The organism is Acinetobacter sp. ANC 7912, assembly GCF_039862785.1.
GTDB classification, from domain to species: Bacteria; Pseudomonadota; Gammaproteobacteria; order Pseudomonadales; family Moraxellaceae; genus Acinetobacter; species Acinetobacter thermotolerans.
In genome coordinates this window covers 1,409,438-1,435,065 of sequence record NZ_CP156795.1, presented here as the reverse complement: position 1 = coordinate 1,435,065, position 25,628 = coordinate 1,409,438, and the positions used below count along the sequence as shown (strand labels likewise).

The window sequence follows — 25,628 nt, the reverse complement described above, 5'->3', positions numbered from 1 at the left end:
AAATTGTAGTGATTAGAACAAGGATTGTTATGAATTATCAGGAATATCTTAAATACGATGGTCTGGGACTGGCTGAGCTGGTCGCTAAAAAAGAAATTCATCCATCAGAACTGCTGAATATTGCACTGGAGCGTAGTAACCAAGCCAATCCAGAACTGAATGCCATTATTATTCCGATGCATGATTATGCCCAGAAACGTACCCAAACTGATTTGACCGGTCCTTTTGCCGGAGTGCCCTTTCTGGTGAAAGACCTGTTTCAGGAATATGCAGGTTATCCGACCTCTTATGGCTGTAATGGATTTAAACGGATTGGCTATATCGCGGATCGTAATGCAGAAATCGTTAATCGCTGGGAGAAATCCGGGATTGTGACCTTTGGCCGCACCAATACCCCAGAGTTTGGCATCAAAGGGATTACGGAGCCAGATGCTTGGGGCAGCTGTAAAAACCCGTGGAATCTCAAACATAACAGTGGGGGCTCATCGGGTGGCTCGGCTTCTGCGGTTGCTGCTGGGATTGTCCCGATTGCTGGTGCAAGTGATGGCGGTGGTTCAATCCGCATTCCGGCTTCTTATTGCGGGCTGTTTGGCCTGAAACCTAGTCGTGGTCGTACCCCCTGGGGCCCACAAATGAGCGAAGCCATGCATGGTGCTGCGATGCAACATGTGCTCACTAAAACCGTGCGTGATAGTGCAGCGATGCTCGATGCCACACATGGCGAAGATCACCATTCCATGTTCAAGATTATGCGTCCACATACGCATTACTTGGAAATCATTCAGCAGCCACCGAAAAAACTAAAAATTGCTTTTAATACTCAATCTCCAATTGGAACTCAAGTTTCTCAAGATGCTATTCAAGCCGTTGAACAAACCGCCAAGCTACTTGAATCATTAGGCCATGAAGTTGTAGAAGATCGTCCAGAGATTGATGGCATGCAGCTGGCTAAGGATTTTATTACCACCTGGTTTAGCCAGTTCTCTTATATGCTGGATGAAATCCGTAAACATTACGACGCTAAATTCACTGATTTTGAACTCGACTCCCAAGTCCTAGCGGCTTTTGGTGCGAAAACCACGGCGATTGAATACATCCATAACCTGAATAACTGGGGCGTGTATGTATCACAAATGAACCAGTTCTTTAACCGTTATGATCTGTATCTGACCCCGGCCACGGCGTCCGTTGCACCGCAAAATGGCGAGATTAAAACACCTGACTGGCAAAAACCAATCCTGAAAGCCTTACTCGGTATAAGAAAAGCTCACCTGCTCGCTCAGGGTAAACTGGTCGATCAGATGGTGAAAGACAACCTGAAATGGGTGCCTTTTACCCAACTGGCCAATATTACAGGCTTACCCGCGATGTCCGTACCTTTGTACTGGAATGAGCAAAATCTGCCATTGGGTTCGCAGTTTATTGCGCCATTTGCACACGAAGACTTATTACTACAATTGGCCGCACAGCTTGAACAGGCACAACCGTGGTTCCATCGCTATCAGGACATTCAAATCTAATCAGTAACTCCCAGATCAGGTGGGATGTGTTTCCACCCGATTGGGTAATCCTGCTAAAAGTAACAAACCTAAAAGCGTAGAAGCCGCTGCACAAATAAAGATCGTAGCGCCGCCAAAGACATCCCAGTACTGTCCCGCCAGAATACTGCCACTTGCCACACCCAAGCCCCACATGGTGCTATACAGCGCTTGTCCTCGTCCCTGCTGTCCTGCCGAAAAGTTCTGAAAAATTACCCGCATGGCGATCATATGAAACAGGCCAAAACTAAAGGCATGAATACTTTGTGCCATAAACTGGGCAATAAACATGGATGGCAGCATGCCAACAATCAACCAGCGCACACCTGTTAATAATAAACAGATCAGCACTAAGGTACGCCATGCCCAACGTTTAAAGAATAAAGTCGCATATGCAAACATGATAATTTCTGCAATTACCCCAACCGACCAGAGCAAACCAATCTGACTGGTACTGAAACCATGCTGACTAAGAAAGTTGCTGTAGAAACTGTAAAATGGCGCATGCGAGAACAGCATGATCAATTCAATCAGAAAAAAGCTATACACTACTGGTTGTTTCAAGATTGGCCAAAGTGGTTCCAACTGTTTCTGCGCCGTGGGTGCTGCGGAAGGCTCTTTAATACTAAAGGACCAGATAAAAGCCAGAAATGAAATACACAGCAATATCACAGGCAACATGCTCACCGGAATAATTCCAAAAATCGCCCCTATACCAAACACTCCGGCAATAAAGCCAACAGATCCCCATTTACGCACCTTGCCATATAATTCGGCACGTTTTTCGCCCAGCCAGAACAAGGTCACACCTTCAAATTGGGCCAAGATCGCATTCTGAAAGAAGCTAAAAATCAGCATCAGCAAAGCGACGGATTGAAAGCTATTGGGGATGATAAAGATCATGAACCAGATACACGCTTCCATCCAAGTGGCGATGCGTACCAGCAACATACGTTTCCCGGATTTATCGGCTATCCAGCCCCAGATCATCGGGGCGAAGAAACGGGTCACAATGGCGATTGAAGATAAAATTCCGATTTCTGAATAGCTAAAGCCTCGATCTTCAAGATACAAGCTCCAGAACGGCATAAATGCCCCAACGATTGCATAGTAGCAGAAGTAAAAACCGCCGAGTCTGGACTGGATGGGAAGATTGAGCATTGAAATAAACCGGCCTAAAAATCAGAAACTTAAAATTGTGAAAGCTGTATCCTATTGTATTCGTTTTACCGTCCATACAGTTCACCAGTCTACAAATCAGTCTACAAAATTTATTTTTGTAGATTTCAAAATATTTGTAGACTGCTAGATTAAAGCCCTCACTTAGAGGGCTTATGAATTTTAATATAGGCGTCTACTTTAGCAGCACAATCTGCATTATGCGATCCCGCTGTAAAACAGCAAAGCGCCCACTATGGAGCGCGGCCTTTATCTTTTCTTCTCACAATCACGGAATTCAATTTCATACGTGTATTCGTATGTATGGACGCCTAGCAAGCATTTTGAACCGTACCGGGTTTGTCGGAGACAAACCCTTAAAAAAACCTCTATAAAAGAGGTTTTTTTAATTCAGTTCAAAGCACAATTAAATTGTAACGACTTTTACAATAATCGTTTGCGAGTCTTCTTTTTCTTCTGGAAGCTGTAATCGTTTTAGCTCTTTGCTTTTCACTTTAAATTGTAGATTCTGATATGTGATCACTGCTGGAATTTGATCAAAATACTGGTTATCCGCATCAATTTCTTCCTGAAATAACGGGGTACCCAACTGATAGTCCAGACTTTTTAGGACTACATATTTCACTGTAGTTTTCATTGTGACTTCCTACTTTCATTAAGCACTTTATTTTTATTTTTACCACTGTTCCCCGGTCGATGATACCGTTAAATTCAATTTTCGATTAACAGTTGAGCGAATAGCTGCCTGGCATGTCATCATTCCTTATCCTAGTTCAAAAAACGTATTTTCTTTAAGCAATCTTTAGATAAATGTGTACTAACGTAATGGCTGTTGAATAAGCTAGTTTTGCCCGATACATTAGATGTATCTGAATAAAATAAAAATGAACACCATGTTAAAAGACTGTTGTGATTTACTCGAACAAAAAGGCCTAAAAGTCGCATTTGTAGAAAGTGCCAGCTCCGGCTATCTAAGCAGCCAATTTTCGATCTATAAAAATTGTGGTGCCAACATTTTGCTCGGTGGCCTGGTCTGCTACGACCCTGAATTAAAGATGGATATTCTTGGCGTGCCTAAAGAGCTGATTGACCAATATACAGCTGAATCCATGGAAGTGACCCAAGCGCTGGCATCTTCAGGCAAAAAACTGTTTAAAGAAGCGGATATGATCGTAGCGTGTACCGGATTACTTAAACCAGGTGGCAGTGAATGTAAAGAGAAGCCGGTTGGCACCTTCTTTATTTCAATTTTCTATCAAGATCAAACTTATGACTACCGTTACCTGATTGACCACGGTGCACCTGAAGAACGTTTAGATATACTCACAGAAAAAATTGCAGACCAAATGAGTGAATTGATTAATGCTAAAGTAACTTAAACAAAAATTCAACTGAATATAGCTCATGAGGAACAGGATGCAAGGAAAGCCAATTTTATTTACATCACTGATGATGTTAAGCCCTTTCAGCATGGCGACTGTCGGTGGTCCCGAAACCATTGAAGTTCTAGGCTATGATCAAAAAGACCAAAAAATCTTTCTCATTCGGCAGTATCATGATCAATTTGGTCACTTACCGCAATTGTATTATTACCAGCTGAATTCCAGAACGCCACAAAAGCTCATTGAGGTGAAATCGATTTATAAGCATTTGGATAAGAAACTCTCTCAAGCTGAAAAACAGCTTCAGCAGGAATTAAAGAAAATTCAAACCCGATTAATCCCTTTAGAGTCCATTCCTGTTTCCTCATTCAAGGTACAGAAGTTAAAACAGAAAGTGACTGAAGGTGATTTCTGGCAATATAACCATCCGGATGATGCCTTTATCCTGAAGAAATATGAGCAGACCTATCAGGTCTGTTCGCAACATGCATCTAGTCTGGTGTTAAGCAGTACCAGTTACATTAATCCGTCATTACATGTTAGCAACGCATGGCAGATCCCCAATCGCTCAGCTCAACTGGCGATCGTAGAGTATCAAGGTATTAATATGGAAAGTGGCTATAGCAAACAGGATGCTAGTTTACTGCTGCCACAAACTGCAAAATCAAAAACAACATGCTGATTATGAAAAATATAAGAAATAAAAAAAGCGGTGAACTGATCACCGCTTTTTTAAATCACATACCGTATTAAACTGCTACAGCACTACGCTCAGAAATCGGAACCACTTTACGCAATTCTGGACCAATATAATCCGCACTTGGACGAATAATACGGTTATCTGCACGCTGTTCCATTACATGTGCTGCCCAACCGGTAACACGTGACATCACAAAGATTGGGGTAAACAGTTTGGTTGGAATGCCCATGAAGTGATAAGCAGATGCATGGAAGAAGTCAGCATTACAGAACAATTTCTTCTCACGCCACATCACTTCTTCACAACGCACAGAGACTGGATAAAGAACGGTATCACCGACATCTTTCGCCAGTTTTTCCGACCAGCGTTTGATAATGGCATTACGTGGATCGCTGTCTTTATAGATCGCGTGACCAAAGCCCATGATCTTTTCTTTACGTTCCAGCATACCCAGCATTTCACGTTCAGCTTCTTCTGGCGACTTCCAGTTTTCAATCATGTCCATCGCTGCTTCATTGGCACCACCGTGTAATGGGCCACGCAGCGAACCAATCGCACCAGTAATACAGGAATGCATATCAGACAGCGTTGATGCACAGACACGCGCAGTAAAGGTCGAGGCATTGAACTCATGCTCTGCATACAGAATCAGTGAAATATTCATCACCTGTTCATGTAGCGCATTCGGCTTCTCACCCCGTAACAAGTGCAGAAATTGCGCACCGATCGAATCATCATCGGTATTTTCTTCAATGCGTACGCCGTCATGGCTATAACGGTACCAGTAGCAGATGATTGCTGGCAGCGTTGCCAGAATTCGGTCTGCAACATCCTGCTGTTCAGCAAAAGACTGTTCCGTTTCTAGGTTGCCGAGCATCGATACGCCAGTACGCATGACGTCCATCGGATGCGACTCTTTTGGAATACGTTCCAGAACTTCTTTAAGAGCCTGTGGCAGGCTGCGTAGTGATTTGAGTTTTGCCTTGTAAGCCGCGAGCTGTTCAGCAGTCGGCAATTCACCAAAGAAAATCAGGTAAGCTACTTCTTCAAACTGGCAATGTTCTGCCAGGTCCTGCACATCATAACCACGATAGGTCAGGCCTGCACCGCTTTTTCCTACCGTAGAAAGTGCAGTCTTGCCTGCAACCTGTCCGCGCAATCCTGCACCTGTCAGTACTTTTCCTTCAGCCATTGTTTTAATTCTCCTGCTTGAACAGTTTATCTAAAGTGTCTTCAAAGCTGTGATAATCTAAAAATTCATAAAGTTCTTTACGCTGCTGCATCTTGTCCAGTACATTTACCTGAGTGCCATGCTCGCGAATGGAGTGCATCACTTCCAACGCAGCTTTCTGCATCGCACGAGTTGCGGACAATGGATACAGCACCATGCGAATGCCCTGCTCAGCTAATTCATCTGTGGTGTAATACGGCGTATCACCAAATTCAGTGATATTGGCCAATACCGGCACACCCACTGCATCGCACACGGTTTTATACATAGTGATATCGGTCATAGCTTCGGCAAAGATGGCATCTGCACCCGCTTCCACACAGGCACAGGCACGGTCAATTACGCCTTGCAAGCCTTCTTTCTGTAAGGCATCAGTACGTGCCATCACCACGAAGTTTGAATCTGTTTTTGCATCCACTGCCGCTTTAATACGGTCCACCATTTCCTGTTGGGAGACGATTTCTTTATTCGGACGGTGACCACAACGCTTCTGTGCCACTTGATCTTCAATGTGTACTGCTGCTGCGCCAGCAGAAATCATTTGCTTAATGGTGCGGGCAATATTAAAGGCACCGCCCCAGCCAGTATCGATATCCACCAGTAACGGCGTATCGACACGTTCAGTAATACGGCGGACATCTTCTAAAACATTATCTAGACTGGTCATACCCAGGTCAGGCAGACCGTAGGAGTAGTTTGCGACACCAGCACCGGAGACATAAATGGCTTTATAACCAACCTGTTTTGCCATCATGGCGGCATAGGCATTTACGGTTCCAATAATTTGTAAAGGTTTCTCAGTTTCTAATGCTTCTCTAAACTTTAAACCTGCAGACGTTTGTTGTGTCATCTTCCCTTTCCACAGTGTTGGCTTTAATTATTGAAACCTGAGTATACCCAGAACTGTTGTTCAATCCATGACCCAATAGAATAAATGCTCTAAAACTTTAGTCAAACATGCAAGTACCGGTTAGTAAAATTGTCAAACAAAACAAGGCTTACAGGCTTGCCATGAAATCTGGGCATAACTTTGATATGATGACCTCTGGAATATTTCAAAATGTGCTGATTTCATCATCAATATGCAGGATCTTGTCCAACTGGAACCCTTAGCCAAAGATGTGCCACCAACCAAACGTGGGCATGAGCGCTGTCTCGCCTTGCTGATCAGTGCAACCGAGCTATTTCTGGAACGTGGCTATGATGCAGTTTCACTGGATGACATCGTCAATCATGCCGGCGGCTCCAAAGCGTCTATTTATAAATATTTCGGCAGTAAAGAAGGTTTATTTAAAGCAATCTGTGACTATCGTCGTACCCAATTTTTTAAAGATATCTGCCTGCCATTTTCTTTAGATACTGCACAGAACTTTCGCAATTATCTGATCCAGACTCTGGTGAACTTTTTCCAGCACATCAAACAGCCGCAGAATGCTGCATTTATACGTCTCATTGTGGAACAAAGTGGTCGCAATCTGGATATTGCCCAGCATATTCATGAACAAGGCCCAAAGCATATCCAGCATTCCATTGCAGAAGTACTGTCTCAGGCACATAAAAAAGGCCTGCTGAATTGTCCAAATCCATTATTTTCGGCACAGCTGTATTTCGGCATTTTAAGAAATATCGAATGGCGTATTTTGATGGGTCTGCCCAGCGACGAAACTGATCAAGAAACCATCGAATATATTCAATATTGTGTCGATCGCTTTCTAGACGGTCACCAAAAGGTCTAGTTTTTTTGCAATTTGCTTTTCATATAGTATATTAGCCGATTCCGTATTTTATTTAACTAACCAACAACTAATTGTTGAACCTGCTTTTCAGCAATTATTGTGGAGTAACGAATGGCTCTCCGTCACTTTCTGACTTTACGCGATTTATCGACTTTAGAACTCAACCAGATTCTGCAACGCGCGATCGAGCTCAAGCGCAAACAGCATAACAATGAAGTTTTCCAGCCTTTCGTTGGTAAAGTCATGGGTATGATTTTTGAAAAATCCAGTACCCGTACCCGTGTTTCGTTTGAAGCTGGCATGACCCAATTCGGCGGCAGCGCAATCTTCCTGTCCTCTCGTGATACCCAGCTGGGTCGTGGTGAGCCGATTGAAGATTCAGCACGTGTAATTTCAAGCATGCTAGACATCGTGATGATCCGTACTTTCGGTCATGACATCGTTGAACGCTTTGCTTCTTATTCAAAAGTGCCTGTGATCAATGCTCTGACGGATGACCACCACCCTTGCCAGTTACTGGCTGATATGCAGACTTACCTGGAACACCGCGGTTCGATCGAAGGTAAAACTGTGGCATGGATCGGTGATGGCAACAACATGTGTAATTCATACATTGAAGCAGCACACATGTGGGGCTTTAAACTGAAAGTTGCTGCACCTAAAGGCTATGAGCCACAAGAAAAATTCCTGTCTGAATTCGCACACTGCGTAGAACTGGTTGATTCCGCTGAAGATGCAGCGGTCAATGCTGACCTGATCGTGACTGACGTTTGGGCGAGCATGGGCCAGGAAGAAGAACAGAAAGTGCGTGAAAAAGCATTCGCGAACTATCAAGTGAATGAACGCCTGATGGATCTCGCACATCCAGACTGTCTGTTCATGCACTGCCTGCCTGCACACCGTGGCGAAGAAATTTCAGAAAACATGCTGGACCACAAAAATGCCGTAGTTTGGGATGAAGCTGAAAACCGTCTGCATGCCCAAAAGGCACTGGTTGAATTCCTGCTGAATGAAAACCTGAAAAAAGACTAAATTGCAGTCCAATAAAAAAGCACCTGAATAGGTGCTTTTTTATTGCTTAAAGCTTAGTGATCATCTTTTAAGAATTTCGGTTCTTTCGGCAACTGCCAACTACAGAAGAAACACACCAGCAGCATGATAATGACATAAATGAAGAAGACATTTTCAATGCCTGCAGATTTAAACTGTAAAGCGACTGAAGGTGCCGAGCCACCAAAGACAGCATTACCCACCGCATAAGAGAAACCTACACCCAAAGCACGTACATGCGGCGGGAACATTTCCGCTTTCACAATACCGCCAATCGAGGTGTATAGACTTAGCAGCAACATGAGGAAGATCAGCAATAATGCAACGATAAATGGCGTTTCACTGAATGCCCGCATACCCACCGCCATCACAGGATAAATCGCAATTGCCATCAGGCCACTAAATAACAGCATACAGGTACGACGTCCAATCTTATCCGATAAGGCTCCAAATACCGGCTGTGCAATCATTAGGATAAAGATACAAGCCGTCATGATAAATCCGACGGTCTTCGGATCAATGCCGATATTGGTCAGATAGGTTTTTGAATACACCGTAATCACATAAAAGCTGAGTGAACCTGCTGAGGTATAACCGACAACTAGTAGGAAGGTTTTCCAGTGATTCTTAAACAGTTCACGCAGCGTTCCGGACTCTTCTTTGTCACTGTCTTCATGCGACAAGGTTTCTTCTAGACGGCTACGTGCCAGCAATGAACCAATCGCAGCCAGACCACCAATCACAAAAGGAATGCGCCAGCCACCGTCCAGCAACTGCTGTTCAGACATAAAGCCGAGGAAAATCACGCCCAGCAGACTGGCCAGGAGCTGACCACCGGTTAAGGTCACATACTGGAAAGAGGAAAAGAAACCACGTTGACCACGCAAGCCCAGCTCACTCATATAGGTCGCGACGGAACCATATTCACCACCAACGGATAAGCCCTGTAGCAGACGTACCATCAACAGCAGGAATGGTGCAGCCATCCCCACCTGCTCATAGGTTGGCAATGCCGCAAACAGGAATGAACTGAGTGCCATCAGGCAGATAGAAATCACCATGGACTTTTTACGACCATGCTTGTCCGCAATACGGCCAAATAACCAGCTGCCGATCGGACGCATAAAGAAACTGGCAGCAAATACGCCCCAGACATAAATTGCCTGGGTCGAACTATCCATATTCGGCGCTGTCAGCGCTTTGGTAAAATAGGCTGCAAATACAGCATAAATATAGAAATCGAACCATTCGACCAGATTACCGGAGGCAGCACCTACAATCCCCTTGATACGACTCGCCTTTTCCTGTTTGGTATATGCTTGACTCAAATTAATACCCTATATTTTGAAAATAAAAGTTCCTGGTTTATGAATCATTATTTTCTTGCTCATAAACACATGTCGTTTTGCGCATACATACTGGCACAAAGCTGTATGTTGCTATTGGGGAGGTGTATGACTATAAACGTAGATGAATATTCACACAAAAAGTAATTTATATTTCTTAATAGATTTTTCATATAATTTCTTTTTGAAATTCTATATCTTATGAATAAGTAATTTGATGAGACGTATAAATTTGAAATTTACAAAGGTCGAGTTGCGCAGTGTTTTTATTCATGTTCTCATTAAGCGCATAAATACAGCAACTCTTCGTGATTTACATGAAATATAGAACACCTTTTTTCGCTGCACTTGGCCTGGGTTTAGGCATTATTTCCACAGCGATTCACGCATCAGAATTTGACCAATATCTGCAACAAAAACAGATCATCAACAGTAAATACAAGATCAAGAAAAAGGCCGAACTGAATGAACTGCTGGCCGTTCTGAGTGCGGAAGATTCCAAAACCTTGCCGCTGCAGATTGACCAGAACACGGTAATTGAACAGTTAAAACTGACGGCTGATAAAACCGAACTCAAAGGCTTGATCATTACCCCGGATTTTGCCCAGTTTGAACAGGATAAGGGCACGAAGGAAGTGACCAGCCTGATCCGCAAGAATCTTCTGAATAACTGTGCCATTTTCTATGAACACCAGTATCAACTGCAAAATCCATATAAAGTGAGCCTGGAACTCAGCTCAACCACACAAACGTATGATGTGGAAATTACTCAGAAAGACTGTAAAGGCAAATAAGCCTTTACAGCGGAAACGTATTACATGGTTTGAAGTGAATTAACGAATCAGACCTTGTGGCTGCAAAATAATAATCAGTGCACCGAGGATTACCACCAGCCCACCGAGCAAATCCCAACGAGATAAACTCACCTGATCAACAAAACGCAGCCACATCAGTGCTGTAAAGATATAAATACCGCCATAGGCCGCATAGATACGGCCTGAAGCCGCGGGATGCAAAGTTAACAGCCAGACAAAGACTGCTAGTGATAACGCCGTCGGTAGCCAGAACCAGTGGCTTTTACCCTGATTTAAAATCAGATATGGAAAATAACATCCCAAAATTTCCATCACGGCAGTGATCAGAAACAGGCAGAATGTGGTGATGAGTTTGCTGAACTGAAATTCCATATCGTGTTATTAGACATTTAAGAAAAAATTTATTTGATCATAACAATAAAAGAACCCGTGCTTGCACGGGTTCTTTTTAATTTCTTGGACTTTTAAGCTGGTTCAGCAGTCTGGTCTTCAAATACTTCCAATTTCAAGCCGACAGCCTTGCCATTTTCTTTACGGACAGAGACTGCGACATTACCGCCATTTTCTGCAAGCTCACCAAACAGAATCATTTCTGCCAGTGGTTTTTTCAGATGTTCCTGAATCAAACGTTGCATTGGACGAGCACCCATCAGGCGATCATAACCATTTTCAGCCATCCATTCACGCGCACTCTGATCCACTTCCAGCACCACTTTCTTCTCATCCAGTTGTGCTTGCAGTTCAGTCAGGAACTTGTCTACCACACTTTCGATCACCGTAGTCGGCAATGCCTTGAACTGGATCACGCCGTCAAGACGGTTACGGAATTCAGGTGAGAAGGCTTTCTTCATCGCTTCCTGATTGTCTTTGCTGTTATCCTGCTCCATGAAACCAATGCTGACACGGGAAATGCTTTCCGCACCAATATTGGTAGTCAGTACCAGTACTACGTTACGGAAGTCAGACTTACGACCGTTATTATCGGTCAAAGAGCCATGATCCATGATTTGCAATAACAGGTTAAATACATCTGGATGGGCTTTTTCAATCTCATCCAGCAGCAAGACACAGTGCGGATTTTTGTGAATCGCATCTGTCAGCAAACCACCTTGATCGAAACCGACATAGCCCGGAGGCGCACCAATTAAACGGGAAACCGCATGACGTTCCATGTATTCCGACATGTCGAAGCGTACCAGTTCTACACCCAGCAGTTTAGCCAGCTGTTTGGTCACTTCGGTTTTACCGACACCAGTTGGACCTGCGAAGACAAAGCTACCGACTGGCTTGTCTGGAGATTTCAGACCTGCACGCGACAGTTTGATTGCAGAAGCCAGTGCTTCAATCGCTTCATCCTGACCAAACACCACTCGTTTAAGATCACGTTCCAGATTCTCAAGCACAGTCTTGTCGTCTTTAGAAACCGTTTTTGGTGGAATACGGGCAATCTTGGACACGATGTCTTCGATGTTTTCCACCGTAATCAGGCTGTCTTCCTGCTCCGCTTTCAGACGGCGCTGAGCACCCGCTTCATCGATGACATCAATAGCTTTATCCGGCAGGAAACGGTCATTGATAAATTTCGCTGACAGTTCTACTGCAGAGACCAGTGCCTGATCGTCATATTTCACATGGTGGAAATCTTCAAACTTAGATTTCAGGCCACGCAGAATATCAATGGTTTCAGAAATCGAAGGCTCATTGACATCAATCTTCTGGAAACGACGTGATAAAGCATGATCTTTTTCAAAGACCTGACGGTATTCCTGGAATGTAGTTGAACCGATGCAACGTAATGTGCCATTCGCTAAAGCTGGCTTGATCAGATTCGATGCATCCATAGTGCTGCCCATGCTGGAACCTGCACCAATGATCATGTGAATCTCATCAATAAACAACACGGCTTCTGGTTTCTTTTTCAGCGCATTTAACAGTTGTTTTAAACGCTTTTCGAAGTCACCACGGTATTTGGTTCCTGCTACCAGGGCACCGATATCCAGGCTATAGATTTCGGCTTTTTCCAGCGGTTTAGGTGCCTTTCCATTTACAATTAACCATGCCAGACCTTCGGCAATGGAAGTTTTACCAACACCAGGATCACCCACCAGCAGCGGGTTGTTTTTACGACGACGGCAAAGAATCTGTGCAGCACGCTCAATTTCTTTTTCACGGCCAATCAGTGGATCAGTTTTACCCTTCTGCGCTTCAAGGTTCAGATTGGTTGTGTACAAATCCAATGGACCAGAAGCACTTGAAGATGCGGATTCGCCATCCAGCTCTTCAATTTCTTCTTCAGACTGTACTTCTTCCTTGCGAGTGCCATGAGACAGGTATTGTGTCAAAGTCAGACGATTAATCTGATGACGTTTCAACAGATACACTGCAAACGAATCACGCTCAGAGTACATTGCAACTAGAATATCAGCACCTTCAACGGTACGATCCCCACCACTTGACTGTACATGGAAAATTGCACGCTGCAGGATCCGGTCAAAACTTTCAGTTGGATGGGGTGCTTGATCGTTATTCTCACCGAGTTTCGGAGTGTGTTGTTCTACGTATTCTTCAAGTTCTTTACGCAATACCACAATATCTGCACCACACGCTTTCAGTGCATTCACTGCGGAATCATTATCAAGTAAAGCCAATAATAAATGTTCTACTGTCAGAAACTCATGTCTCTTTTGACGAGCCATGCTAACAGCCAAACGTAGTGATACTTCTAATTGACGACTGAGCATGCAACCCCCTTAATCTTTAGGCTCAATCTGGCAAAGTAATGGATGACCTTGTGATCGAGCGTAATTATTGACTTGGTTCGCTTTCGTTTCCGCAATGTCTCGTGGATAGACGCCAGCAACACCTTTTCCTTCATAATGTACAGTTAGCATTACTTGTGTAGCTTGGTCAAGATTCATTGCAAAGTATTGTTGTAAAATTTCAATTACAAACTCCATTGGGGTGTAATCGTCATTCAACAGGACTACAGCGTACAGGGGTGGACGTTTTAATTCTGGTGGTGCAGTTTGTACTGCAATATCAGCATCTTCATCCTCAAACGTGTTTGCTAAGCGTGGACTGATGTGCCAGTCGACAATACCAGACTGGTAAAAGGAATTCTTAATTTCACTTAGACAAATATGACGTTTGTTGCTTGGCATAGATTTACTTTTCACACTTAGTTTGCATTCGGTTCAGTCTGTGGGATCTCAGACAGGAATGCAGATTGGTTTTCAATCGCCGGACCCTTACCCCAACTAAAACGGCGAGTCACAGGTTTAGCCCCTGTGAGGCGAACTTCAATAAACTCAGGCACAAAGCCTTTCGGCATGGTCCAGCGCCCGGTCAGACGTTCGTAATTTTCAAAATTAAAGTTCTTGTCTGCCATTGGTACGACCAAAATTTCGCTACCACGAATCAGACGAATTTCTACAGAACCAGAGACACGAGCCTTGCTTGGGCTGACCTGAATCAGATCCAGCTGATATTCATAGGCATTTTCAGGCAACGGTTTTACCGCAATATGCTGGACTGACAATGGCAGACCACCACGCTGACGCAGCACTTCACGATACAGCACTGCCAGACTTTCTGCTTGGGTATGTTCATCACGTGCCTTATTCACTGCCAGAAACAGGTCATTAGCATTGCTGACTGCCAGATCACGTTCCTGCGTGGTCGCATTGAGTTTTTTGTTTAATGCTTCCAGACTGGTTTTCTGCTTTTGTACCACTTCAACCAACTGCTCGGCATCTGCCTCAAAACCCACTGCCGTCAGACCCTGACGATGACCCACGGAATAGCCAAGCAGGCCACTGCCCAGAACCAGCACTGCAGCACCAATTGCCAGTGGCAGATTCCCTTTCAGAAAGGGTGCTTTTTCCTTTTCATCCTGGATCATATCGTTGGGTTCAGTATTCGGCATTGTGTTCTCTTCTATCTTTTTCAAGACACACATTTAAATCGAAATTCAAATGTGTGTGAAGTTTTAATACGTTTTTTATGGTAATAAAGCAATATTCTGCAGACCAGCATTTTCAGCAAAACCAAACATCAGGTTCATGTTTTGTACTGCCTGACCAGCTGCCCCTTTGACCAGATTGTCCTGTGCAACCAGAATCACCAGTTTGGTTGGTTGTGGCTTGTACAGCGCAATACGCAGTTCATTGGCACCACGTACGGAACGGGTTTCTGGTGAGCTGCCGGCTGGCATCACATCAACAAACTGTTCATTAACATAGAACTGTTCATACAATGCCTGTAAATCAGCAGCCTGACCTGCTTCTGTTAAATCTACATAAATTGTAGACAGCATACCGCGAATCATTGGTACCAAGTGTGGCACAAACAGGATATGGTCAAATACACCTTTTTGACCTGAGATATTTTCCAGTGCTTCCACGATCTCAGGATGGTGACGATGGCCCGCTACACCATACGCTTTAAAGTTATCTGCATTTTCAGAATAGATCATGCCCAGACTGGCTTTACGGCCTGCACCTGAAACACCTGATTTGGCATCAATGATAATGCTTTCTGGTTTAACCAAAGCTTCCGCAGATTTCAATACTGGTGCTAGACCAAGTTGTACAGTAGTTGGATAACAGCCTGGGTTACCAATAACATTCGCCTGTTTGATCTTGTCACGGTTCAGTTCAGACAGACCATACACTGAATCTTTTAATACATCTGGACAAGCATGTTGCATGCCATACCATTTTTCAAACTGATCCAGATTTTGCAGACGGAAGTCCGCCGCAAGGTCGATGACTTTAGTATTAGCAGCGACCAGTTCTTCTGCATGTTTCATTGCCACACCGTGAGGAGTCGCAAAGAACACCACATCACAAGATTTCAGCAGATCAATGCTCAGGTCAGAAAACTGAAGATCGGTATGACCACGCAGGCTTGGGAACATGTCATCCACACGGCGGCCTGCTTCGGTACGTGATGTCAGTGCTTTCACTTCAACGTTTGGATGTCGTAGTAATAGACGCAAAAGTTCAACGCCTGTATAACCTGTACCACCAACAATACCCACTGAAATCACGATGATTACCTCAAAATAGATGTTTCCTTTATGGCCTGTAGTATGACAGGAACTTGATATTTTCTAAACTGTTTCACTTGGGATTGGTTGTTTTTTAATTTGATCTTTGCCTTTTAAGCCTTTCTGAGATTTTTAAAAGGCTTATAAAATTTGCTTACGCTATTTGCATAAAAAAGAAAAAGCCGCATTACGCGACTTCTTTTCATCTTATGCTTAAACCACAAAGAATCCATGAGTACCATCTTTCTTTAACTGTTCGACCAGTCCATATTCCCAGTCCAGATAAGCCTGCATTGCCTCAAAGGAGTTATCAGTGCCTTCATAAGGACGTTTATAGCGGTCAATCTGAGGTGACAAAGTTTGGACATCTTCTGTCGTCAGTTCAAAGCCTGCATTTTTCCAGCCAACATTGCCACCTTCCAGTACATAAAGTTCCTGCCCCGGTGCCAGATAAGGTGCAATTTCCTCAGCAGCGAATTTGGCTAATATGGCTGCGCCGCAGGTCAAGACAATGGCTTCCTCGGCCTGAAATTCAGGTTGCTGGATCAGGTTAATAGCATCTGCTTTGAGTAACCATGCTGCACCCGGCAGATGCCCTTTTTTATACTGTGCAAATGGCAGCACATCCCAAATCGCAATATCTTTTTGCTGTTTAAGTTCAGCCAATGCTCTTGGTGAAATCAGTGGAATTTCCTTGACTAGAGGCACTTGCGGCTTCCAGGCCCCTTGTTCGGTGAATGCTGCTTTAAAGTCAGTTTCCAGCACATAAACTTCCCAGTTCATCTGGCCCAACCATGATGCAGTCATATAGGCACGAACCAGCAGATCATCCACCAATACAATGCGTGCGCCACGTACCGCCGCATTATGATCTGTTTCCTGTACCAACTGACCACCCGCGACCCAGCGTGAACCTGCTAAATGGCCTTGGATATATTCCTGTTCATCCCGTACATCAAAGATATAAGTTGTACGGCTTGAATCTGCTTTTAACTGATTCAACTGTTCCAGTGAAATAGTCTGAACTCTCGCTTTGGCAGCCAGTTGTTTTGCATTTTCCAGCAATTCAGGTTTTATAATGGTTTTTGTATCTTTAAAAGAACGGCTTTGACCATGCTCCAGACTTTGCCCCGCCAATGTCCAGCCAATTGTGCCATTACGTAGTGCATACACTGGATGCGGAATCTGGGCATTGACCAATGACTGGGTGCCAATAATACTACGGGTACGGCCCGCACAGTTCACGATGATCATGGTATTTTCATCTTTCACCAAAGACGGCGCACGCAATACCAGTTCAGCACCCGGTACGCTTTGCCCGGTTGGAATGCTCATGGTGTTGTATTCATCAAAACGGCGTGCATCCAAAATCACGATATTCTCATTCGCATCAATCTTGGCTTGCACTTCCTCTGCACTGAGTGACGGCGTATGCTTGAAATGCTCAACCCATTCACCAAACGCTTTGGTGGCTGAGTTCACATCAATAAACAGCTCACCACCATCACGTTGCCAGGCATTTACCCCACCTTTAAGGACGTACACCTGGCTATAGCCATAACGGGTCAGCTTTGCATAAGCGCGCTCTACCCGGCCATCGCTATCATCATAGATTACAATGGTGGTATCTAGACGTGGGATGCGGTTCAGAATTTCAACTTCCAAACGGGACAGTGAAATATTAGTGGTAAATAAAGGATGTGCTTGTGCGTAAATATGTTCTTCTCGCAGATCAACAATGGCGATTTCATGTTTCGCCAATAGCTTTTCCCTGATTTGCTGGTAATTTAGTTCTGGAATTTGGGACATGGAAGATCTCTTTAACATTTGACACCAAAGCATCTGCTTAGGCTATTTACTAAAATAGGAAAAGCCCCGAGCATCTCGGGGCTTCTTGAACATTAATGGGTTTGGAAAATGTCAGATGCTTTGGCATCAATGGTGTTTGGAATCAGCTTTTCATTAAAGAAGGCATCAGCAATCTTTTGCTGTTCTGGCATATCTTCAGGAGATACTGCTTGTACGTTATAGCTACGGTTGGCATTGGCTTTCAGGACAACTTCCTGTGGCAGATCACCCCACAATGGCGCCAGAATTTTCGCCGCTTCGTCCGGATGAGCTTTTACCCAAGCTGCTTTTTCTTTCAGGGTATCTACGATGTCATTTAAAATCGCTGGATTTTCTTGGGCAAATTTATGACCAGTCAGGTAATAACGGGTATAGCTTGCCAGACCTTCACCAGATGCCAGCACTTTGGCATGCTGAACTACAGTACCGCTGGATACATACGGTTCCCAAGTCACCCAGGCATCCACGCCACCATGTTCAAAAGCTGCACGACCATCTGCCGGGCTTAACCATGCTGGAGTAATATCCTTAAAGCTTAGGCCTGCCTGATTTAAAGCTGCGATCAACAGGTAATGGCTACCCGCTGCTTTGGTTACAGCAATTTTCTTACCTTTCAAATCAGCCACTGATTTGATAGTCGAATTTTGTGGAATCAGAATGGCTTGTGCATTTGGTGAAGCAGTTTCTTTGGCATAGTAAGTCAGATTTGCTTTTGCAGCCTGTGCAAACACAGGAACTGTATCTGCCACATCTGCCGTTACATCGACACTGCCAACATTCAGCGCTTCAGCCAAAGGCTGACCGCTGGTGAATTCATGCCAGCTGACTTTGACCTTCTTTTCAGCCAGTTTCTTTTCCAATTCCCTTGTTTCTTTTAACAAGGTCATCAGTGTAGAAGAACGCTGGTAACCAATACGGACGGTATCCGCTTTATAAGCTGATTCTTCTGCTTTTTCTTGTGGTGCTTCTGCCTTATTACATGCAGTCAAGAACACACTAAAAATTAGTGTGAAAATGAATAATAACCTAGATTGAACCATCGTAATCTACCTTATGTACTGGAAAATACAGCCTCTAGCCTTATAGTTAAAAAGACTAAGAACCGTTTAATTTTTCCGCATTCTAGATAAGCAGATCGGGAATTAAAAATAATCAATTTTCATAAGTGCAGCAGAAAAACTTCCAACCATTTTTTATATAAATTTATGATTTGAATATTATTTTTAAGAAATTATATTTTCTGTGATTGTTCTTTTAATTCTAGTTCATCCACCAATACGGCATGATTGTGTTTTTAAGCATTTTTCGATGAATGGAATAATTAGGATCATGCTTTTCCACTTCTGCCCAAAAACGCGGACTATGATCAAAATGTCGGGTATGTGCCAGCTCATGTACACACAAGTAACGCACAATATGTTCTGGAAACAGGATAATCCCGCTATTCAGCATGATGTCATGTTTAGCCGAACAGCTGCCCCATCGTGTTTTCGGCTGGCGAACATTACAAATGTTAAATGATAATCCTGTTTCTTGGCTTACTTTGTCCAGATAAACAGGCAACTGTTCTTTAGCATAAGAAATGGCAAAGGCTTTTAAATAGGTTTCAGGATTCCGGTCACTGATCGATAGCTGTAATGATTCAGCATTAAAAACAAAGTTCTGCTTTTGACTTTGATACACGATCTGGATTGACTGAGCCTGATTGAAAAGCTGCAATTCTGTCGGTAAAGATCTATCAATACTTTGATTTTTTTCCTGCTGGGATTTCCAGGTTTTGAGTAGCCAGCTTTCAGCTTGGTCAATAAAATTCTGAATCTGTTTTTTATTACAAAAGACTGGAGCTGTTAAACGAATTTGATCCCCCTCTACACGAAGTCTGAGACGTGTTGAGCGAACGTTTCGGGTGATTTGAATTTCGGGTAAGTCGTTTAGAGTCATTTTAATATTTAATCGTTATTTTAATCCTCCTCCTTGCGCAGCAGTGCTGCTCACCTTTTTCAAAGGAGGGAGAAAGCCCCTCTTTAAAAAAGAGGGGTTTGGGGAGATTTTAAAAAATTAAATAGCAGTACGCTCTTCAATACCATCATTGGTTGCAACAATCGCGATATCTGCCTTGTTTAGTGCAAAGATCCCGTTACATACCACACCTGGAATATTATTAATGGTTTTTTCCAGATCAATTGCATTCAGGATATTCAGGTTATACACATCCAGAATCACGTTACCATTATCTGTCGCTACACCTTCACGATAAACCGGGTCACCACCTAACGCCACCAATTTTCGCGCCACAGCAGAACGAGCCATTGGAATCACTTCAACAGGAAGCGGGAATTCACGGCCTAACTGCTCGACCCATTTAGAATCATCGACGATACACACGAATTTTTTGGCAATAGAAGCCACAATTTTTTCACGTGTCAGCGCAGCACCGCCACCTTTAATCATGTGCAGGTGACGGTCGATTTCGTCTGCACCATCTACATAAGCATCCAGACCACCCACGCTGTTCATATCAACCACTTCAATGCCCAGTTTTTTCAGGCGTTCTGCAGTTGCTTCAGAACTAGCGACCGCTGCTTCTAATTGCAGTTCAGGTAACAGTTCAATTAAAAAATTAACAGTACTACCAGTACCTACGCCTAAAATGCCCCCTTTTGGTAAGTGCTTTAATGCTGCTTTGGCTGCAGCTTGCTTTTTCTCATCTTGGGTTGCATATAGACTCATGACATCACTCAACTAATTTGGACTTTTGCAGTAATTTTAAACCGCTCAGCCTTGTGGTTTGTTACAATAGACCCTTATTTTAAACTGTTAGATGGAAAATTAACATGCTGTCTCGTTTGGTTCGACAAATTTTACAAGCAACGGTCTACGATGTTGCAATCGAAACTCCACTCGAAGCAGCGCCACGAATTAGCGAACGTCTGAAAAACAACATTCGCTTTAAACGTGAAGATTTACAACCGGTCTTTTCTTTCAAACTACGCGGTGCCTATAACCGTATTAGTCAATTACCGAAATCACAACTCGAACGTGGCGTTATCACAGCTTCAGCAGGCAACCATGCACAAGGCGTGGCACTGTCAGGGAAAAAGTTGGGTATTCGCGCGATTATTGTGATGCCGAAAACCACACCAGACATCAAGGTACAAGCCGTTAAACGTCTTGGCGGTGAAGTAGTTCTGCATGGCGATTCATTTGACGTTGCCAATAAATATGCGATCCAGCGTGCCGAAGAAGATGGCATGACTTTCATTCCACCTTATGACGATGAACTGGTCATGGCCGGTCAAGGGACCATTGCTAACGAAATTCTGCGTCAATGGCGTGATGTAGAATATGTTTTCGTTGCTGTAGGCGGTGGCGGTCTGATTGCAGGTGTTGCAGCGTACTTGGGTGATGTGGCACCGCACGTTAAAGTGATTCCTGTTGAATATGAAGAATCAGCATGTTTAAAAGCCGCTTTTGAACACAATGAACGTGTGATTCTGCCATCTGTCGGTCTGTTTGCTGATGGCACTGCGGTTGCACAGATTGGTGAAAAACCGTTTGATGTGATCCGTCTGCAAAAATCAGATAACTCAGGCCCAATCGTAGAACCAGATGTAGTGCTGGTGAATACCGATGAAATCTGTGCTGCGATTAAAGATACCTTTGATGAATGTCGTAGCATCGTTGAACCATCAGGTGCAATGGCACTAGCAGGTATCAAAAAATACGTGGCTGAGCACGGCATTGAAGGGAAAAACATCGTATCTATCGTCTGCGGTGCGAACATGAACTTCGACCGTCTACGTTATATCGCAGAACGTACCGAACTTGGTGAACGGAAAGAAGCGATCTTTGCCGTGACCATTCCAGAAGAAAAAGGTTCATTCCTGAAATTCTGTCGTGCGCTGCAAGGCCGTAATATCACCGAATTCAATTACCGTGCTAGCGATGCATCTGCTGCGCAAGTCTTTGTCGGCATCAGCCTGAAAAATGGTGAAAAAGAGCGTCAGGAAATTTTTGAAAACCTGAAATTCCAATATGATGTAGATGATCTATCTGATGATGAAGTGGCTAAACTGCATATACGTTACCTGATTGGTGGTCATGCCGATATCGAAAATGAACGTCTGTTCCGTGTGGAATTCCCGGAACGTCCAGGTGCATTGCTGACCTTCCTGGAACGTCTCGGTCCTACTCACAACATTACTCTGTTCCACTACCGTAACCACGGCGCTGCTGAAGGTCGTGTACTGGTCGGTCTGGAAGCAGAAGATGCACAGCAGAACCCGGATGGACTGCTTGAAACCCTGGAAAGCATCACTTATCCATACCAGGAAATCACCAACAATCTGGGTTATCAGCGTTTCCTGAAATAAGTCAGTATGACTAAATTTTAAAAAACCGTCTTTCGAGGCGGTTTTTTTATGCAAGTCATTCACTTCAATCTTAAATATTTATGTAACGCAAATAGCTGAAATATAAATAAAGCACTAAGATAGGCAGATATTAAATGTAAGGCGCATCGATAAGCGCGACAACTTTAGGAAAAATACATGGCACTGTTTGCTGTGATTGGTTTGGGCAGTTTTGGGGCCACTGTGGCAACTCAACTCATGTCGCTCAACCATGAAGTTATTGGCATCGACCTGAACAAGAAATATGTTGAAAATGTTTCCGACAATCTGACCCATGCGGTAATCGCAGATGCGACCGACGAGCATGTGCTGGATGAACTGAATGTCCAGAACTGTGAAGCCGTTGTAGTTGCGATTGGTGAAGATATAGAAGCCAGTATCCTCTGCGTACTGCATCTGAAAAATATGGGCGTGCAGAAAATCTGGGCCAAGGCTAAATCCAAAGCGCATCACATGATTCTGACTCATCTCGGTGTCGACAAGATTATTCACCCCGAAGAAGATATGGGCGTGCGTATTGCACAGTCCTTAAGCTACCCGATGGTTAGCCGCTACATGGCACTTGAGGACGACCGCTATCTGGTCAAGATTGAAATTCATGCAGAACAAAGCGGTGTAAAACTGAATCAGCTGATGGATCATGTACCAGAAATTAAAACTATCCTGCATAAACGTGGTCCAGAAGTGCAATATGTGCTGGATCCAAACCTGGTATTAAAAACGAATGACATCCTGATCATTGAAGGTCTGTTAGAGCCTTTGCGCCGCTTATCCAAACATTTTAAGAACCTATGAAAATGACTGCCCATAAAAACCGCACCATTAATCTTAGCCCGCCGAGTATTATCGCGCTGGGCTTTGTGGGGCTGATCATTATCGGTTCATTACTGCTGATGCTACCGATTGCCCATCATGGTGAGGTAACCTGGTTTCAGGCAGTTTTTACCGCAACCTCTGCAGTGACGATTACCGGCTTATCCGTCGTCAATGTCGGCGCAGCCTATACCGTATTTGGCAAAGTCGTCATCATGATTCTGCTGCAATGTGGCGGACTGGGCTTTATGACCTTTGCCATTCTGGCGGCGATGAGTCTGGCCCCGAAAATGGGATTACGGCAACAGGTGATGGCTCAGGAATCCATTGGACAAACCAGCCTGAAAAAGATCAGTACTACCATTAAAGCAGTTTTTCTCTACTCGATTTGCATTGAAGCCATTGGGACCGTGATTCTGACCATTGCCTGGCTGCAAGACTATAACTTTAGCCAGGCATTCTTTTATGCGCTATTTTACAGTATTTCTGCGTTTAATAATGGTGGCTTTTCCCTGTTCCCAAACAGTTTAATGAGCTTCTCGGACCAGTATTTCATTACTTTTACCATCAGTATGCTGTATATCATCGGTGGGATTGGTTTTCTGGTATTGATGGATGTCCGCCAGCATAAACGCTGGAGTAAACTGACGACCAACAGTAAATTGATCCTGAGCACCATTGCTGGATTGAATCTGTCCGCCTTTATCCTGATCTGGATTCTGGAAGCCTCCAATCCACAGACATTGGCACTCATGAGCGTCGGTGATCAAGCTGTGAATGCATGGTTCCATGCTACGGTTCCCCGCTCTTCTGGTTTTCACAGTCTACCCTTAGATCAGATGACCAATGCTTCAACACTGGTGACCATGTTCCTGATGTTTATTGGTGGTGGCTCATTAAGTACTGCCGGTGGGATTAAAGTTGGCACCTTTATTATCGTGGTGATCAGTGTGATCAGTTTCCTGCGCCGTGAAGATGAAATCCGCCTGTTCCGGCATTCGATTCCAGAAAAAACCACCTTTAAGGCTTTGGCTGTGGTCTGTATTACGGCGCTGCTCATCGCTGGTGGATTTATGAGTCTGCTGATTCTGGAACCGGATCAGGATTTTCTGGATTTGTTGTTTGAAACCGTTTCGGCAGCCTGTACCGTAGGTCTTTCACGTGGCATTACCCATGAATTACAACCTGCCAGTCTGTTTGTGCTGATGCTGCTGATGTTTGCCGGTCGTTTGGGACCACTGACACTAGCTTATTTCATTGCAACTCCGAAAAAGAGCCGACTCAAACATCCTCCTTCAGAAATTCAGGTGGGATAAAATAGCTAGATATAAAAAAATCCACGTCGTAACGTGGATTTTTTATTGGTTAATGAATGGCATTAGAACCAGTTCATCAGGGAAACCCCTAAGCCGACATAGGTCGCCTTATGGTTATAATCAATCAGGCTTTCACCATAGCCATCAAACAACTGGAAATGTCCACGTAGACGTCCACTGATTGGAAATGCCCAGTCAAACTGTGCTGCACCGCGATTATCATCACCACCTTTTAAGGTATGATGTAACATCAGGGTAAAGTCATGATCCTTCCAGCGATAGAAGGCTGTTAAATCACCACGACCAATATAATCCTTAATATCTGGATTATTATCATCCGGAAGGTCTTCTTCAAAACGATACCAAGGACGTAGCATCAGGGCAAAGTTATTACGCTCGAAGCCCAGATTTAGCATCACCCGGTTCCAGCTACGGGATAGTGGATCAGAACGACCATTAGACTGGTGATTCAGGGTTAAGCCCAGCATACGCCAGTCCAGACCAAACAGATCATAGTTAGTCCGGAATACCAGACTCACTTCAGGCTCGTAGTTGGTTTCACGGAAAGGACGAGATTCCTCTGAGTTATACACTTGCCAGCGTGAAGACTGGGTATAAGCCACCCAAAGGTCACCATTATCTCCAAAGATATTTTCAACTGCTTTGGTCTTTAACGACAGCTGGAATTTAGATTCCATCGACTTCAGATTTTGATCTTCAGTTACCGTATTGCGTTCATTCGGACTACTCGGAAACTCGTTTTTCTTGGATGTCCAGAATCCCGGCAAGACATACACCGGCTGATAGGAACGGATATTCCAGGTGCCGAGCTTACTTTCGGGAGACAACTCCCAACGGCTGTCCAGTAAAGAAAGGGTGGGTTTTAGGGGTGAACCTTCACTGACTGCAACACTAGAAACGGTTTTATCGATTTTCGCTTGCAAGTTATCCGGTTCAGGTGCCAATTCAGCTGCTGCACGACGTTCAGAAACCAGTACTGTCTTGTCTGTTTCTGGCACCTTGAATAAGGCATCATAACAGGCCAAACGTTCTGAATTGATTTCTACTGCTGCACAAGCCTCTGCCGTAGAAGGTGTCGGACTTTGTAGCACAGTTTTTTCGACAGCATACACCTGCGCCCCACTCAAACAGCCGAGCAAAACACTTAGCTGTAAAGTTGAGCGCTTAAATGAATTAAGCGCCATTCACTTT

General features: G+C 44.0%; 24 protein-coding genes. 9 read left to right on the top strand and 15 right to left on the bottom strand.

Annotated elements, in window-relative coordinates:
* The first annotated feature begins 29 nt into the window (after nucleotides 1-29).
* Nucleotides 30-1,520: an amidase family protein gene (locus tag ABEF84_RS07055; RefSeq protein ID WP_347473812.1), complete on the top strand. Its 1,491-nt coding sequence runs from the start codon at nucleotides 30-32 to the stop codon at nucleotides 1,518-1,520.
* 15 nt (nucleotides 1,521-1,535) lie between these two features.
* Here ABEF84_RS07055 and ABEF84_RS07050 read toward each other — a convergent pair whose 3' ends face one another.
* Entirely contained in the window at nucleotides 1,536-2,699 is a 1,164-nt protein-coding gene (locus ABEF84_RS07050) for an MFS transporter (protein ID WP_347454016.1), read from the bottom strand.
* Nucleotides 2,700-3,123: 424 nt separating this feature from the next.
* Nucleotides 3,124-3,354 carry a hypothetical protein gene (locus tag ABEF84_RS07045; RefSeq protein WP_347454015.1) on the bottom strand — a complete coding sequence of 77 codons (231 nt, stop codon included), beginning with the start codon at nucleotides 3,352-3,354 and terminating at the stop codon, nucleotides 3,124-3,126.
* 256 nt (nucleotides 3,355-3,610) lie between these two features.
* On the opposite strand from ABEF84_RS07045, the gene ABEF84_RS07040 reads away from it, so the two are divergent.
* Together ABEF84_RS07040 and ABEF84_RS07035 are read left to right on the top strand one after the other, a co-directional pair.
* Complete coding sequence (locus ABEF84_RS07040; RefSeq protein ID WP_347454014.1) at nucleotides 3,611-4,096, top strand: nicotinamide-nucleotide amidohydrolase family protein; 486 nt, start codon at nucleotides 3,611-3,613, stop codon at nucleotides 4,094-4,096.
* A gap of 37 nt (nucleotides 4,097-4,133) precedes the next feature.
* The gene (locus tag ABEF84_RS07035) at nucleotides 4,134-4,781 is read left to right on the top strand and encodes an aminotransferase (protein ID WP_347454307.1); all 648 of its coding nucleotides are present in this window, start codon (nucleotides 4,134-4,136) and stop codon (nucleotides 4,779-4,781) included.
* 67 nt (nucleotides 4,782-4,848) lie between these two features.
* Here ABEF84_RS07035 and prpC read toward each other — a convergent pair whose 3' ends face one another.
* Together prpC and prpB are read right to left on the bottom strand one after the other, a co-directional pair.
* Entirely contained in the window at nucleotides 4,849-5,991 is a 1,143-nt protein-coding gene (gene prpC, locus ABEF84_RS07030) for a 2-methylcitrate synthase (protein ID WP_347454012.1), read from the bottom strand.
* A gap of 4 nt (nucleotides 5,992-5,995) precedes the next feature.
* Nucleotides 5,996-6,880: a methylisocitrate lyase gene (prpB, locus tag ABEF84_RS07025; protein ID WP_347454011.1), complete on the bottom strand. Its 885-nt coding sequence runs from the start codon at nucleotides 6,878-6,880 to the stop codon at nucleotides 5,996-5,998.
* A 232-nt stretch (nucleotides 6,881-7,112) separates the two neighbouring features.
* Here prpB and ABEF84_RS07020 point away from each other — a divergent pair, with 232 nt between their 5' ends.
* Nucleotides 7,113-7,766 (top strand): TetR/AcrR family transcriptional regulator, encoded by a 654-nt coding sequence (locus tag ABEF84_RS07020; RefSeq protein WP_347454010.1) that lies wholly within the window; start codon nucleotides 7,113-7,115, stop codon nucleotides 7,764-7,766.
* Between the two features lie 111 nt (nucleotides 7,767-7,877).
* On the top strand, nucleotides 7,878-8,798 hold the full coding sequence (argF, locus tag ABEF84_RS07015; RefSeq protein WP_347454009.1) for an ornithine carbamoyltransferase: 921 nt from the start codon (nucleotides 7,878-7,880) through the stop codon (nucleotides 8,796-8,798).
* 53 nt (nucleotides 8,799-8,851) lie between these two features.
* On the opposite strand, the gene ABEF84_RS07010 is transcribed toward argF, so the two are convergent.
* Nucleotides 8,852-10,144: an MFS transporter gene (locus ABEF84_RS07010; RefSeq protein WP_347454008.1), complete on the bottom strand. Its 1,293-nt coding sequence runs from the start codon at nucleotides 10,142-10,144 to the stop codon at nucleotides 8,852-8,854.
* 335 nt (nucleotides 10,145-10,479) lie between these two features.
* On the opposite strand from ABEF84_RS07010, the gene ABEF84_RS07005 reads away from it, so the two are divergent.
* A complete protein-coding gene (locus ABEF84_RS07005) occupies nucleotides 10,480-10,956 on the top strand; it encodes a hypothetical protein (protein WP_034588896.1) in 477 nt (158 codons plus the stop codon).
* Nucleotides 10,957-10,995: 39 nt separating this feature from the next.
* Here the strand turns inward: ABEF84_RS07005 and ABEF84_RS07000 are convergent, their stop codons facing one another.
* The 9 genes from ABEF84_RS07000 to rpiA all read right to left on the bottom strand — a co-directional run bounded on the left by ABEF84_RS07000 (nucleotide 10,996) and on the right by rpiA (nucleotide 20,605).
* Entirely contained in the window at nucleotides 10,996-11,349 is a 354-nt protein-coding gene (locus tag ABEF84_RS07000) for a YnfA family protein (protein ID WP_034588893.1), read from the bottom strand.
* Between the two features lie 92 nt (nucleotides 11,350-11,441).
* Nucleotides 11,442-13,718: an ATP-dependent Clp protease ATP-binding subunit ClpA gene (gene clpA / locus ABEF84_RS06995; protein ID WP_347454007.1), complete on the bottom strand. Its 2,277-nt coding sequence runs from the start codon at nucleotides 13,716-13,718 to the stop codon at nucleotides 11,442-11,444.
* 9 nt (nucleotides 13,719-13,727) lie between these two features.
* Nucleotides 13,728-14,138, bottom strand: a complete 411-nt coding sequence (gene clpS, locus ABEF84_RS06990) for an ATP-dependent Clp protease adapter ClpS (protein ID WP_034588912.1) — start codon at nucleotides 14,136-14,138, stop codon at nucleotides 13,728-13,730.
* Between the two features lie 17 nt (nucleotides 14,139-14,155).
* Nucleotides 14,156-14,902, bottom strand: a complete 747-nt coding sequence (locus tag ABEF84_RS06985; protein ID WP_347454006.1) for a DUF6776 family protein — start codon at nucleotides 14,900-14,902, stop codon at nucleotides 14,156-14,158.
* 75 nt (nucleotides 14,903-14,977) lie between these two features.
* Nucleotides 14,978-16,033, bottom strand: coding sequence for an N-acetyl-gamma-glutamyl-phosphate reductase (gene argC / locus ABEF84_RS06980; RefSeq protein WP_347454152.1), 1,056 nt, complete (start codon nucleotides 16,031-16,033; stop codon nucleotides 14,978-14,980).
* A gap of 207 nt (nucleotides 16,034-16,240) precedes the next feature.
* The gene (locus ABEF84_RS06975; RefSeq protein ID WP_347454005.1) at nucleotides 16,241-17,836 is read right to left on the bottom strand and encodes a rhodanese-like domain-containing protein; all 1,596 of its coding nucleotides are present in this window, start codon (nucleotides 17,834-17,836) and stop codon (nucleotides 16,241-16,243) included.
* A 92-nt stretch (nucleotides 17,837-17,928) separates the two neighbouring features.
* Nucleotides 17,929-18,870, bottom strand: coding sequence for an aliphatic sulfonate ABC transporter substrate-binding protein (locus ABEF84_RS06970; RefSeq protein WP_347454004.1), 942 nt, complete (start codon nucleotides 18,868-18,870; stop codon nucleotides 17,929-17,931).
* 265 nt (nucleotides 18,871-19,135) lie between these two features.
* On the bottom strand, nucleotides 19,136-19,816 hold the full coding sequence (locus tag ABEF84_RS06965) for a M48 family metallopeptidase (protein WP_034588883.1): 681 nt from the start codon (nucleotides 19,814-19,816) through the stop codon (nucleotides 19,136-19,138).
* Nucleotides 19,817-19,933: 117 nt separating this feature from the next.
* Nucleotides 19,934-20,605, bottom strand: coding sequence for a ribose-5-phosphate isomerase RpiA (gene rpiA / locus ABEF84_RS06960; protein ID WP_347454002.1), 672 nt, complete (start codon nucleotides 20,603-20,605; stop codon nucleotides 19,934-19,936).
* Nucleotides 20,606-20,709: 104 nt separating this feature from the next.
* On the opposite strand from rpiA, the gene ilvA reads away from it, so the two are divergent.
* The 3 genes from ilvA (at nucleotide 20,710) to ABEF84_RS06945 (ending at nucleotide 24,416) form a co-directional block, all read left to right on the top strand.
* Nucleotides 20,710-22,248, top strand: coding sequence for a threonine ammonia-lyase, biosynthetic (gene ilvA / locus ABEF84_RS06955; protein WP_034588878.1), 1,539 nt, complete (start codon nucleotides 20,710-20,712; stop codon nucleotides 22,246-22,248).
* 177 nt (nucleotides 22,249-22,425) lie between these two features.
* Nucleotides 22,426-23,082, top strand: coding sequence for a TrkA family potassium uptake protein (locus ABEF84_RS06950; RefSeq protein WP_034588876.1), 657 nt, complete (start codon nucleotides 22,426-22,428; stop codon nucleotides 23,080-23,082).
* The gene (locus ABEF84_RS06945; RefSeq protein ID WP_034588874.1) at nucleotides 23,079-24,416 is read left to right on the top strand and encodes a TrkH family potassium uptake protein; all 1,338 of its coding nucleotides are present in this window, start codon (nucleotides 23,079-23,081) and stop codon (nucleotides 24,414-24,416) included. Before ABEF84_RS06950 ends, ABEF84_RS06945 begins: the two co-directional genes overlap by 4 nt.
* A gap of 62 nt (nucleotides 24,417-24,478) precedes the next feature.
* Here the strand turns inward: ABEF84_RS06945 and ABEF84_RS06940 are convergent, their stop codons facing one another.
* Nucleotides 24,479-25,621 (bottom strand): phospholipase A, encoded by a 1,143-nt coding sequence (locus ABEF84_RS06940; RefSeq protein WP_347473259.1) that lies wholly within the window; start codon nucleotides 25,619-25,621, stop codon nucleotides 24,479-24,481.
* Nucleotides 25,622-25,628 lie beyond the last annotated feature (7 nt).